Consider the following 12,507-nt stretch of genomic DNA (forward strand, 5'->3'; position numbering starts at 1 on the left):
CACGCACTTTCCAGTTTCCGTCCGGTGCCCGTGTCGAGCGCGACTGCACAGCGCCTTGATTTCCGCCGCCCGGCTCACTAACTCATCCGGTCCAACATCATGTCCACGAAACCTTCCGAATCGAACGCCACTCCGGTCGTTACTGAACTGCGTGTCGTGCCTGTCGCCGGCCGCGACAGCATGTTGCTCAATCTGAGCGGCGCGCATGGCCCGTTCTTCACGCGCAATATCGTCATTCTGCGCGACAGCGCGGGGCATACCGGCGTCGGTGAAGTGCCGGGCGGTGAGAGCATCCGCAAGACCATCGACGATGCGCGTCCGCTCGTCGTCGGTCAGTCGATCGGCAATCTGCAAGCGGTTCTGAACAAGGCGCGCACGCAATTCGCCGACCGCGACGCAGGCGGCCGCGGTTTGCAGACCTTCGATCTGCGCACCACCATTCACGCGGTGACCGCGCTCGAAGCCGCGCTGCTCGATCTGCTCGGCCAGCATTTGGGCGTGCCCGTCGCCGCGCTGCTCGGCGAAGGCCAGCAACGCGACGAAGTGGAAATGCTCGGCTATCTGTTCTACATCGGCGATCGCAAGAAGACCGACCTGGAATACGCGAGCGGCGCCGATGGCCGCGACGACTGGGAGCGCGTGCGTACCGAAGAAGCCATGACGCCCGAGGCCGTCGTGCGTCTCGCCGAAGCCGCGCAGGCGCGCTACGGCTTCAACGATTTCAAGCTCAAAGGCGGCGTGCTGTCCGGCGACGCCGAGATCGAAGCCGTCACCGCACTCGCCGAACGTTTCCCGAAGGCCCGCGTGACGCTCGATCCGAACGGCGCCTGGTCGCTGGCGGAAGCGGTGCGCCTGTGCCGCGACCAGCACGACGTGCTCGCCTATGCGGAAGATCCGTGCGGCGCGGAAAACGGCTATTCGGGCCGCGAGGTGATGGCCGAGTTCCGCCGCGCGACCGGCTTGCCGACGGCGACCAACATGATCGCTACCGACTGGCGCCAGATGGGCCACGCGATCCAGTTGCAGTCCGTGGATATTCCGCTTGCCGATCCGCACTTCTGGACCATGCAAGGCTCGGTGCGCGTCGCGCAGATGTGCAATGACTGGGGCCTTACGTGGGGTTCGCACTCGAACAATCACTTCGACATTTCCCTCGCCATGTTCACGCACGTGGCGGCCGCCGCGCCCGGCAAGATCACCGCAATCGACACGCACTGGATCTGGCAGGACGGTCAGCGTCTGACGCGTGAGCCGCTGCGGATCGTCGGCGGCAAGGTCAAGGTGCCGCAGGCCGCGGGGCTCGGTATCGAACTCGACATGGATGAGATCGAGAAGGCGCACGCGCTTTATCAGCAGCACGGCCTGGGCGCGCGCGACGACGGCGTGGCCATGCAATATCTGATTCCGAACTGGAAGTTCGATAACAAGCGCCCGTGCCTGGTGCGCTAAACCGACGATGATCCGGATGGGGCGCGCATCACCGCGCGCTCACCACACTTGAAGCCTTAAACGCTATTCACGCCATGACTTCACCTCAAGAACTCAAAGCCATCGTTTCCGAAGGGCTGCTGTCCTTTCCCGTGACCGACTTCGACGCGCACGGCGATTTCCGTGCCGACACCTATGCTGCGCGTCTCGAATGGCTGGCGCCCTACGGCGCGACCGCGCTGTTCGCCGCGGGCGGCACGGGTGAATTCTTTTCGCTGACGAAAAGCGACTACACGAACGTGATCCGCACGGCGACCGATACCTGCAGAGGCAAGGTGCCGATTCTCGCGGGCGCGGGCGGCCCGACCCGCGTGGCGATCGACTACGCGCAGGAAGCCGAACGTCTCGGCGCAAGCGGCGTCTTGCTGATGCCGCATTATCTGACCGAGGCGTCGCAGGAAGGCATCGCGGCGCACGTGGAGCAGGTGTGCAAGTCCGTGCCGAACATCGGCGTGATCGTGTACAACCGCGCGAATTCGAAGCTGAACGCCGACATGCTCGAGCGTCTCGCGGACCGCTGCCCGAACCTGATCGGCTTCAAGGACGGCGTGGGTGAAATCGAAGCGATGGTGACGATTCGCCGCCGTCTCGGCGACCGTTTCTCATATCTCGGCGGGCTGCCGACCGCGGAAGTCTATGCCGCGGCTTATAAGGCGCTGGGTGTGCCGGTGTATTCGTCGGCGGTATTCAACTTCATTCCGAAGACGGCGATGGAGTTTTACCGCGCGGTCGCTGCGGACGATCATGCAACGCAAGGCAGGCTGCTCGACGAATTCTTCCTGCCGTATCTGGCGATCCGGAATCGTCGCGCGGGTTACGCGGTGAGCATCGTGAAGGCGGGTGCGAAGCTGGTAGGCCACGACGCCGGTCCGGTCCGCGCGCCGCTGACCGATCTGACCGACGAAGAGATCGCGCAACTCGATGCGCTGATCAGGAAGCTCGGTGCGCAGTAAGCAACGTGCCAGCTACAGCGGCGGTCGGGGCCGACCGCCGTTTTCAACTCTTGCGAAACACCACGTGCGAGATCCGCTGCACCAGCAGCGCGGCCGCCAGCGCCGCCACTGCCGTCAGCCACACGCCGATATGAATCGACTGCACCAGCGCATCGCGCGCCGTGTCGATCAACGCGAACGTATCGAGCCCTGACGGCTTCATATCCGCGATCAGCTTCAGACGCGACGCTTCGTCGATAAGAATGCGCAGGTCGACGAAGCGAGGCCGCCATTGCGACGCGGCCGGCTCGCCGAGCACGCTCATCGTGCGCGTGACCACGTCGCGATAGTGATGCTGCACCACAGTCGCGACAATGCTCGTGCCCAGCATCCCGCCAACCATGCGCGTGGATTGCAGCAGTGCCGTGGTGATGCCGAAGCGCTCGCGCCCGGCAATCTCCTGGCCGAACACATTCAGATTGTTGAGGATGAAACCGAGACCGATACCGACCGCGGCCATCGGCAATTCGATCCGCACGTGCGGTGTGTCCGGATTCGCAAACGCCAGCGCGATCGACGCGAACAGCAGTAGCGCGAAGCCGATCGACAGGATCTGCGTCGGCTTCTTCATGTGAATCACGATGCGCGTATTCAGCAGACTGCCGAGCGCGATACAGGCGGCGATCGGCGTCGCGAGCAGGCCGGCCTGCTGCGGCGACAGTCCGAAGCCGCCTTGCAGCAGCAGCGGCGCGAAGAAGATCAGCGAAAACATCACGAAGCCCGACAGCATGCCGAGCGTGAACAGCGTGACGAGTTGCGGGTCCTTGAACAGATCGAGCGGAATGATCGGATGCGTGGCGCGCTTCTCGCAGATCAGCAGTGCGACCGTGCCCACGATCACGCAAACGGCCAAGGTGAGATTGCCGGCGGTCAGGCCGCTTTTCGGCACTGCTTCGATGAAAGCCTGCAGACCGCCGAGCACAGCGGCAACCAGCGCCGCGCCGAGCCAGTCGATTTTGACTTCGCCTTCATGCGGACGCCGGAAGCTCGGCAGATGCGCCCAGATGAAATAGAGCGCCGCCGCGCCGACCGGCAAATTGATCAGAAAGGTCGAGCGCCAGCCCCAGTGTTCGCTCATCCAGCCGCCGAGCGACGGTCCCGCCGCGGTGCCAATGCCGTACGCGGCGGCCATCACCACTTGCCAGCGCACTCGCGCGCGCGGATCGGGAAACAAATCGGGAATCGACGCGAACGCCGTGCCGACCATCATCCCGCCGCCGACACCTTGCAAGCCGCGCGCGATCACGAGAAACAGCATGTCGTTCGCGACTCCGCAGAGCACTGACGCCACCGTGAACGTGATGACCGCGGCGAGCACGAAACGCTTGCGGCCGAAGTAGTCGCCGAGCCGCCCGAACACCGGGACCGTCACCACTGAAGCGAGCAGATACGCGCTGGCGATCCACGCGTAGTACTCGAAGCCGTGCAGCTCGGCGACGATGGAAGGCAGCGCGGTGCTGACGACCGTCTGATCGAGTGCGACCAGCATATTGACGAGGCCGATGCCGAGCATGGCGAACAGCGCGTTTCGGAAAGGCAGGGCAGTGGCAATCGGATTCACGGATCTGAGGGGAAAGCTTTTCAAGGTGGACGCTGCGCGGCCGGCGCAGGCCAGGGTCTTGACGACTGATGTCCTCTAGTTGTCTGACCTCTTGGAAGGGATTATACGGGTTTTCCCTTATTCGAAACTATTCTCTGGAATTTCGGGGCAAAAAAATGCCGTGCGCAGCCGGCACGGCATGATGGGTGGAGCGAGCGGGCAAGGGGCGTCGGGGTTGCGCGCGGGGCGATGTACTGGCCGCTCCGCGCACGCAGCTTCAGCCGAAACTCGGACTTTTGCCGAGCGCCATCGCCATCGCCTGCAGCGCGATGAGATAGCCGTTGGCGCCGAGTCCGCAAATCACGCCGGTCGCCGCGCGCGAGATGAGCGAATGGCGATAGGTTTCGTCGCGTTTATGAATGTTGGTGATGTGCAGTTCGATCAACGGTCGCTTGATCAGCTTGACCGCGTCGAAGACCGGCACCGACGCGAACGAAAAGCCCGCCGGATTGATAATCACCGCGGCGTCGCGTTCGAACGCTTCCTGCAGCCAGTCGACCATGGTGGCCTCGCTGTTGGTCTGGCGGAACTCGCATTCGAGCTCCAGCCGGACCGCGAGCGCCTCCACCTGTTGCTGGATTTGCGCCAGCGTGGTCGTCCCATACAGATGCGGCTCACGCTTGCCGAGCATGTTGAGGTTCGAGCCATTCAGTACATATACGAGTTCAGTCATTGTTCGGTCGCCTGTCTGCAAATATTCGATGATTCACTGTTACGCTGTAGAGCACGTTTATTACGTGCGATGGCTGTTGCTCACGCCCGCCGTCGCAAAGTCCGCCTCGCCCGTGACGGCCGCCGTCGAGTCGGTGCGGTTCATGTCGATGCCGAGGGTTTCGCGCGCCGTCAGGATCATCACCAGCGAAATCACGTTGAAGACCACGCACACGGCGACCACGCCCCACGGCGAACCGTTGCACACGGCAAAGAGCCACACGGCCAGCACCGGCATCGGACCGCCCGCCACCAGGTTCGCACCGGTGTAGGCGAGCGCGGAGCCGGAGTAACGCACATTGGTCGGGAACGCTTCGGCGAACGCGACCGGTTGAATGCCGCTTTGAAACTGCGTGAAGCCGAGGAAGAAGCCCATCGCCGCGAGCATCGGTACAAAGCTTTTGGTGTCGAGAATCTGGAAGTACACGAAGAGCATCAGCAAGGTCGCGGTCGAACCGATCGCGAGCGCTTTCTTGCGGCCGATCCGGTCGCTCAGCATGCCCCCGGCAAGCGCGCCGACGATCGCGCAGACATTGGCGCCCATCAGCAGAAGAAAGCCGGTTTGCTTCGGGATGGCGAGCGTCTTCGTGATGTAGCTGAGCGAGAACACCACGATCAGGTAGAAGATCGCCGCCGGCCCGCAGAAGAACAGCATCCAGCGCAGAACGGTTCTCCAATGCAGACGCAATGCATCGCGCAGCGGGCTGCCCACGTGTACGACTTCCGTTTTGCGCAGCGCCACGAAGGCAGGCGTCTCGCTGACTCGCAAGCGGATATACACGCCGACGATCACGAGAACGAAGCTCAGCACGAACGGGATGCGCCAGCCGTACGAATCGAACGCCTGCGCCGACATCGTGGATGACAGCAGAAGCAGCACGCCATTGGCCATGATCTGACTGAGCGGCGAGCACAGGCCCAGCAGCCCGGAGTACTTGCCGCGCCGGTCGGCGCTGGCGTGTTCGATCGCCATCAATTGCGCGCCGGTCGATTCGCCGCCGAGCGCGAAGCCTTGCAGAATGCGCAGCAGCACCAGCAGGACCGGCGCCCATACGCCGATGCTCGCGTAGGTCGGCAACAGGCCCATCAGCATCGACGCGAGACCCATCACCGTGACGGTGCCGAGCATGAGGTTGCGTCGCCCGAGCTTGTCGCCCAAATGGCCGCAGATGATCGCACCGAGCGGCCGCGCGGCGAGCCCTACGCCGAAAGTCGCGAGCGAGGCGAGCAGGGCGGACGTCGAGTCCATCGAAGGGAAAAACAGTTTGGGCAAAACCGTGGCGGCCAATGCGCCGTAAAGCGTGAAATCGAACCACTCGAGCGCGGTGCCGACGGCCGCCGCCGTGACCGCTCGCGTGCGCATCGCGGCATGCGTGCCTTGTTGCGTTTCCTGAATCATGTTGTCTCCTTAACCGTCGCCGCGCGGGATGCAGGTCGCAAGCGATGAGCGCCGCCAACCGTTTCCCGCTCTCTTGTCTGATCGATGAACTCGGGGTGCTTTCGAATCGCTATGCGCGTCGCGCCGCCTTGGAACCAAGGTTAGCATCCTTGGGTGGGATGCCGTTCCAGGGTGGAATTTGATCCCATAATGTGCAAAACTGCCTGCGCGAACCCCTGCAAACGGAGACCGATATGCCCGGCGTTACGGAGCGCACCCTCGCGGTACTCGAATTTCTCGCCACGCAAATGGAGGGAACGCCGCTCGCAATGATCGCGGACGAGCTCGATATTCCGCGTAGCGCATGCCATCGGCTGCTCGTCGATCTGAAGCAATGCGGTTATGTGCGGCAGTTGCGCGAGCACGGCGATTACGTGCTCACCACCAAGCTCGTCGGACTGGGGCTCGGTTTTCTCGCGACCTCCGGCATCGTGGACATTGCGCAGACGATGCTCGATCGGCTCGCCGAGACATCCGGCGAACTGGTGCGGCTCGCGATCGTGGACGGCGACCGGCTGACGTGGGTCGCCAAGGCGCAGGGTGCGCTGAAGGGCTTGCGCTACGACCCGGACATGGGCATGGACACGATCCTCTCGTGCAGCGCCACGGGCCACGCATGGATGATGACCATGACCGACGAACGCGCGCTCGAACTCGTATCACGCCAGGGCTTCGGGCAGCCGAAACAATACGGTCCCAACGCGCCGACCACGATCAGCGGACTGCTGAAGTTCGTGCACGCCGCGCGCGAACGAGGCTATGCGACCATCAATGAAGTCTTTGCCCCCGGCATGACGGCCATGGCCGCGCCCGTGCAGCGGCGCGGTTATCCCGCCATGGGCGTGATCAGTATTGCCGGGCCGCTCGTGCGGCTCGACGAAAAACGCATGGCCAGCCTCGGCTCGACACTGCTCGCGGCCGCTTCGGAACTCGCCGCCGCGAGCCACGCGTCACCTCTGTTCAATCGAGGCCGCTAGCCGCGTGCGCGTATCGCTGGGCAGGATGCGCTCCGCCTTCAACCGGTCGAACAGCGCGAAGAAGGCGTCGGGCGTGCTCTGATAATCGAGGAAGCCTGCCTGCCGGCTCTTGCTCATATCCGTGAGCACTTCCATCGGGCGGCCAAGGTCCGCGTCGGTGTGCCACCACGAGGCGAGCTTGCCGATGTCGGCCTCCTTCAGATCGAAGCGCGCGGCGATATCGGCCCATGCCTTGCCCGCGTCCTGCATACGGCCTTCCAGCGGACGTGTTTCGCCATCGAACGGTACAGCTTCGATCCCGAAGTAGCCGGCGATTTGCGACCACATCCATTTCCAGCGGAACACGTCGCCGTTGACCACGTTGAAGTCTTCGTTGCGCGCCTTCTCGGACGTGGCGGCCCACTCGAGGTGGCGCGCGAGCAGCCGCGCGTCGGTCATGTCGGTGAGGCTGTTCCATTGCGCCGCCGATCCGGGGAAGACGAACGGCTGGCCGGTCTGCTTGCACAGCGTCGCGTAGACGGCGAGCGTCACGCCCATGTTCATCGCATTGCCGAGCGCGAAGCCGATGATCGTATGCGGACGATGCACGCTCCAACTGAAATCGTAGCGTTGCGCGGCTTCAAACAAACGATCTTCCTGCTCATAGTAAAAGTTGTCGACTGGCTGGCGGCCCTGTTCCTCGCGAAACGGTGTGATGGGCACCGAGCCGGTCGCATACGCTTCGAACGGGCCGAGGTAATGCTTGAGGCCTGTCACGAGCGCGGCATGTTCGAGCGTGCCTGACGGGCCCACGGCGTCCATGACGTGACGCACCATCGCGCCGTTCACGCGAATGTTGTCTTTCTCCGTGGCCTGGCGCGACCACGCGGTGAGGAACACATGGCTGAATGCCTGACCCGCGAGCGCCTCGCTGACTGAGTCGGCCGACTGCAGATCGGCCGTAATCGATTCGATTGCCGGTGACACCGGCGTGCGGCCGCGCGAGAGTCCGGCGACCTGCCAGCCGTTCGAAAGCAACTGGTCTGCCAGATTGCCGCCGACAATGCCGCTCGCGCCGATGATGAGTGCTCGTTTTTCCATGGGAATCAAAGTGAGTAGGTGAATGCCTGTCGACGCGGAGCGGTTCTACGACCGGCTTTGATCCGCGGGCTCAATGCGTCTTCTGCGATAGAAAAGTGACTCGTGTTATGTGGATCGGTTCAGCACGAAGTCGAATTCGAGCGTGCTGAACGGCGTTGTCATGGACGTTCCGTCCGGCGCCGTGCCTGCCTCATGGTGCTTCCACTGTGCGACGAGCGATGAGCGAACGCCGAACACAGCGTCCGAATCGAGGTACTGGTCGCCTTCGCGGAACACGTGGGTGACGAGGCGCTCGTAGCCCGGCGCAGTGATCATGAAATGCAGATGGGCCGGACGCCACGGATGCCTGCCGAGCGCTGCGAGCATGCGCCCGACCGGACCGTCGTGCGGAATCGGATAAGGCTCGGCGACGATGGAACGGAAGTGATAACGCCCGTCGGCGAGACTATGGAGCACGCCTCTGGCGCGATGCGTGTCGTTGCCGGCGTGTTGCACGTCGTAGAAGCCGTCCGCGTCGGCTTGCCAGACTTCGATGCGTGCGTTGGCCACCGCTTCGCCGTCCGCGCCCTTGACGGTTCCCGACACGAAGCAGGGTTCGCCGCGTGCGCCGTTGGATACGTCGTCGCCGTTTCGATAGGCGGGCGCGCCTTCGACGAAGAACGGCCCGAAGACCGTCGCTTCCGTGCAGCCCGGCGGCTTGCGGTTGGCCATTGCCGTGACGAGCATCGACAAGCCGAGCGTGTCCGAGAGCAGGATGAATTCCTGGCGTTTGTCGTCGGTGATATGGCCGACGTCGGTGAGGAAACGAATGCCCTGTTCCCATTCGTTCTCGCTCAGGTTCACCTCGCGCGCGAACGCATGCAGATGCCGCACGAGGCTCGTGACGACGGTTTTCAGCCGCTCGTCGCCTGCGTGCGCGTGGCGCGCCAGAACCGCTTCCGTGATCGTGTTTTCGTCGAGATTGCGCATGACCGTGACGTCTCCATCCTGTCGGTCATGCGATTATCGGCTTGTTTGGAATCGGGCGCAGGCAAGCGGATTGCGCTGCGCGCGCCGTTCAAATTTACAGCTTGAATTTAGTGGTTATTCCACCATTGGGTGGCTTTCTGTTTATCCCAGGCGGGCAGCACTTCACGATCGATGGATGCGTTGGTCAGCGCCGGAAAGTCCTTTTTGAATGCCGTCACGTCGTCGTCGAACTGGTCGGTCACGCTGATGTCCCACGTCCCGCCGCTGAAACCGGCCACCGCCTGATCGACCAGCGGAATGACCGGTCCCGCGCGCAATTCACCGTCTTTACGTTCGACGATCGTGGCGTCGATATGGCCGAGATACACGATCGAATTTGGTTTGATTTCGACGACTTCGTGAAGCGGCGTAAAGAACATGCCGTGGAATGGGAATACGCCGCTTTGACCGGTAATGCCGCGCATCACATATTTGCCCGGCGCGAGCGGGAGGCGAATGAAATAGTGATTACCCATGTCGCTCGTCGTGGTGGCTTGATCGTCGAATTTGAAATTCAAACGATCATCCCGCGAGTCTGCCGCACCGCGCTCCATATGCACGACGATAGGACTCGGCTGGTAACTGGTGTGATAAGCGTTCTTGAGCGTCACCGTCATTAGCGCGTACGAGTTTTTCGTGGTGTCGACCGAACTCGTCGATGTGGTCGGCGACATGGTGGAAACAGTCGCGCAGCCTGACGTCAATAGCGCGCCGGCAATGGCAAAGAGTGCGATGTACTTTTTCATTACGAATTGAAAGGAGTGTGGTTGGTATTTTGGCAAATAATTAGCGTTGTTTTATGCAGCGTGAATGATGTGGTACACGGCGCATGCCGTGTAAACGGCCGGGTGAATCCAGAACTTGAGGGATGTTTTTATTGGTGGCTTTAGAAAATTCGGGTAATCCGGAAAACCTCGAAGGTGGGACGATCTATGTGGAAGGCACCGCCGGATATCTATTCGGCGGCACAGGCTCATTCATGCTTCTTGGTGTAAACCGTGAGATTCTTCTCATGGGAGTCGTAAAGCCGGACCTGATCTGCATGGCGATTCGCAGCGCGCCGGCCGCACTGGTAATCGCAGGGGTAAATGAAGGTCTTCAGGATACGGTTGGATTTGCTTTAATGTTCGGACAAGTCAAGTACAAAGGGCTGTACGCCGAAGATGCAGATTAAGTTGTCAAAACGTCCCGCTTCGGCAGGGCCTTTTATCCCACGAAACGACGCCCCGCTTTCAGGCACGCTACGCCTTCGGCAATCTCGCGTATCAAGTCCAGCGCCTTGCGCGCGCGGTTGAAGACGTGCAGCGCGCCGGCGCATATATGCTCGGGCATTAACCCTTCGCCCAAGCCGCCGCCATATCCACCGCGAAGTCCCGATAAGATCGCGGCTGCCGGCCGAGCAGCGTCGCGAGATGATCGATTTGCGCTTGCGATGCGACCGCGCCGTCCTGCTGATAGCGGCTCATCATCAGGCGCATGTCGTAAGCGAGCCAGCCCGGAGCGGCCGCTTTCAAACGCTGTTCCAGCACGTCGAGATCGTCGCCACCGTAGCGCACGGTGCGGCCCAGCGCTTCAGCCCAGATCGACACCACTGTTTCCGACGTGATCGCGTCAGGCCCGACCAGCTCATAAGTCTCGCGCGGCAAGCGGCTTGCGGCCCGCTCGCGGCGCAGCAGTTCGCGCGCGGCGGCCTCGCCGATATCGCGCACGTCGACCATCGAAATACCTTTGGCGCCGATCGGCATGCCGTACACGCCGTGCGTCAGCAGCGGCTCTTTCTGGCGCACGTCGTTCTGGATGAAATACGCGGGGCGCAACACGGTGGCGGGCAGATCGCAGTGCTCGATCATGCGCTCAACCGTGTGCTTGCCGGTGAAGTGCGGCACGTCGACATACTCGGCGCCCTTGAACACCGACAGGTACACGACGCCTTTCACGTCGGCTTCGCGCGCCACGCTCAGGGTCTGCAGCGCTTGCGTCAGTTCGTCCGGGGCGTTGGGTGCGAGCAGGAACAGCGTGCTGACGCCGTTCATCGCGCGGCGCAATCCGTCCACGTCGGACAGGTCGCCCTGGACTGCGGTGACACTGTCCGGGAATTGCGCTTTTTCCGGCGTGCGAGTCAGCGCGCGAACTTGCGCGCCGCTGCCGCTCAGATGTTCGAGGACCTGCTTACCAACTACGCCCGTACTGCCGGTTACGAGGATTGCCATGACTTTCTCCTTGAGGGTTGGATGGACTGGAAGTCAGCCCGTAGACACACAATAGATGTTCCATTTGAACCGCGAAAGTGCAAAAATCCAGACACCTCGTCTCATATTTGGAACGATCATGGATTTGACGTCACTGGCCGATTTCAATGCGGTGGCGCTGCACGGCGGCTTCGGCCCGGCTAGCCGGGCGCTCGACCGCCCCAAGGCCACGTTGTCGCGGCGCGTGGCGGAACTGGAGGAAACGCTTGGCGTGCGGCTGATCGAGCGAGGCTCGCGCACACTGCGGCTGACCGAAGAAGGTCTCGTGCTGCACGAGCGCACGCGGGGTTTGATGGCGGAAATTCAGGAGGCGGGTGAGGCGGTGGCGTCGCGCGCGCCGGTGCCACGCGGACGATTGCGGATCAGCGCGCCGGTCGTGTTCGCGCATGTGGTGCTGGTGCGGATCGCGACGCGTTTTGCGTTGGCCTATCCGCAGGTCGAGCTCGAAGTGATTGCGGAAGACCGCGTCGTCGATCCAGTGGAGGACGGCTACGACCTGGTTATCCGCATCAATCCATCGCCTGACCAGCAACTCGTGGGGCGGCGCATTCTCGGCGACGAACGGCTCATGGTCGCGGCGCCCACGATGTCGGTACCTTCTCAGCCCACCGGCGACGCTGCCGCGTTGGCGGTGCCCGCGGTCGTGCTGGTGGCGGCATCGGCGGGTGCGAGTTGGAGCGTGCGCACGGAAGGTGGAGTGAGGACGTTTGCGCCGATACCGGTGCTGCGGCTCTCATCGCTGCTGATGGTGCGCGAAGCGGTGCTCGATGGGCTGGGCGCGTCACTGTTGCCCAAGTTGTTGGTCGAGCAGGATGTGGCGGCGGGGCGGCTCGTTTGTTGGGGTGTGGCGGATGGGCCGCCGGTCGAGATCTGGGCGCTGTACAACTCGCGGCGTCTACTGAGCGCCAAGGTGCGGGCGTTCATGGATCTGTTGCAGGATTTGCCGGGACGCGAGCGCAAATAG

The 12,507-nt window shown here is 62.7% G+C and carries 12 protein-coding genes; 5 read left to right on the top strand and 7 right to left on the bottom strand.

Annotation, left to right across the window (positions count from 1 at the left end):
- Window positions 1–99 precede the first annotated feature (99 nt).
- Both gudD and kdgD read left to right on the top strand, forming a co-directional pair.
- Window positions 100–1,449 carry a glucarate dehydratase gene (gudD, locus tag P0D73_RS30100; protein WP_408314242.1) on the top strand — a complete coding sequence of 450 codons (1,350 nt, stop codon included), beginning with the start codon at window positions 100–102 and terminating at the stop codon, window positions 1,447–1,449.
- A gap of 74 nt (window positions 1,450–1,523) precedes the next feature.
- Window positions 1,524–2,441: a 5-dehydro-4-deoxyglucarate dehydratase gene (gene kdgD, locus P0D73_RS30105; protein ID WP_408283813.1), complete on the top strand. Its 918-nt coding sequence runs from the start codon at window positions 1,524–1,526 to the stop codon at window positions 2,439–2,441.
- 43 nt (window positions 2,442–2,484) lie between these two features.
- Here kdgD and P0D73_RS30110 read toward each other — a convergent pair whose 3' ends face one another.
- The 3 genes from P0D73_RS30110 to P0D73_RS30120 form a co-directional block, all read right to left on the bottom strand.
- A complete protein-coding gene (locus P0D73_RS30110) occupies window positions 2,485–3,993 on the bottom strand; it encodes an MFS transporter (RefSeq protein WP_132379474.1) in 1,509 nt (502 codons plus the stop codon).
- Between the two features lie 304 nt (window positions 3,994–4,297).
- Window positions 4,298–4,753, bottom strand: a complete 456-nt coding sequence (locus P0D73_RS30115; RefSeq protein WP_408434188.1) for a type II 3-dehydroquinate dehydratase — start codon at window positions 4,751–4,753, stop codon at window positions 4,298–4,300.
- Between the two features lie 60 nt (window positions 4,754–4,813).
- A complete protein-coding gene (locus P0D73_RS30120) occupies window positions 4,814–6,190 on the bottom strand; it encodes an MFS transporter (RefSeq protein ID WP_408434191.1) in 1,377 nt (458 codons plus the stop codon).
- A gap of 233 nt (window positions 6,191–6,423) precedes the next feature.
- Between P0D73_RS30120 and P0D73_RS30125 the strand changes: the two genes are divergently transcribed.
- Window positions 6,424–7,206: an IclR family transcriptional regulator gene (locus tag P0D73_RS30125; protein ID WP_132378724.1), complete on the top strand. Its 783-nt coding sequence runs from the start codon at window positions 6,424–6,426 to the stop codon at window positions 7,204–7,206.
- On the opposite strand, the gene P0D73_RS30130 is transcribed toward P0D73_RS30125, so the two are convergent.
- The 3 genes from P0D73_RS30130 to P0D73_RS30140 form a co-directional block, all read right to left on the bottom strand.
- Complete coding sequence (locus tag P0D73_RS30130; RefSeq protein ID WP_408434194.1) at window positions 7,180–8,286, bottom strand: SDR family oxidoreductase; 1,107 nt, start codon at window positions 8,284–8,286, stop codon at window positions 7,180–7,182. The genes P0D73_RS30125 and P0D73_RS30130 overlap by 27 nt on opposite strands.
- A 105-nt stretch (window positions 8,287–8,391) precedes the next feature.
- Window positions 8,392–9,255, bottom strand: a complete 864-nt coding sequence (locus P0D73_RS30135) for an intradiol ring-cleavage dioxygenase (protein ID WP_408180226.1) — start codon at window positions 9,253–9,255, stop codon at window positions 8,392–8,394.
- A gap of 107 nt (window positions 9,256–9,362) precedes the next feature.
- Window positions 9,363–10,040: a hypothetical protein gene (locus P0D73_RS30140; RefSeq protein WP_408180227.1), complete on the bottom strand. Its 678-nt coding sequence runs from the start codon at window positions 10,038–10,040 to the stop codon at window positions 9,363–9,365.
- A gap of 122 nt (window positions 10,041–10,162) precedes the next feature.
- Here P0D73_RS30140 and P0D73_RS30145 point away from each other — a divergent pair, with 122 nt between their 5' ends.
- Window positions 10,163–10,468, top strand: a complete 306-nt coding sequence (locus P0D73_RS30145; protein ID WP_408314236.1) for a hypothetical protein — start codon at window positions 10,163–10,165, stop codon at window positions 10,466–10,468.
- 157 nt (window positions 10,469–10,625) lie between these two features.
- Here P0D73_RS30145 and P0D73_RS30150 read toward each other — a convergent pair whose 3' ends face one another.
- Complete coding sequence (locus P0D73_RS30150; protein WP_408434197.1) at window positions 10,626–11,504, bottom strand: SDR family oxidoreductase; 879 nt, start codon at window positions 11,502–11,504, stop codon at window positions 10,626–10,628.
- A gap of 118 nt (window positions 11,505–11,622) precedes the next feature.
- Here P0D73_RS30150 and P0D73_RS30155 point away from each other — a divergent pair, with 118 nt between their 5' ends.
- A complete protein-coding gene (locus P0D73_RS30155) occupies window positions 11,623–12,507 on the top strand; it encodes a LysR family transcriptional regulator (RefSeq protein WP_408434200.1) in 885 nt (294 codons plus the stop codon).

Origin of the sequence: Paraburkholderia sp. RL18-101-BIB-B (genome assembly GCF_046026985.1) — a bacterium.
Lineage (GTDB): Bacteria > Pseudomonadota > Gammaproteobacteria > Burkholderiales > Burkholderiaceae > Paraburkholderia.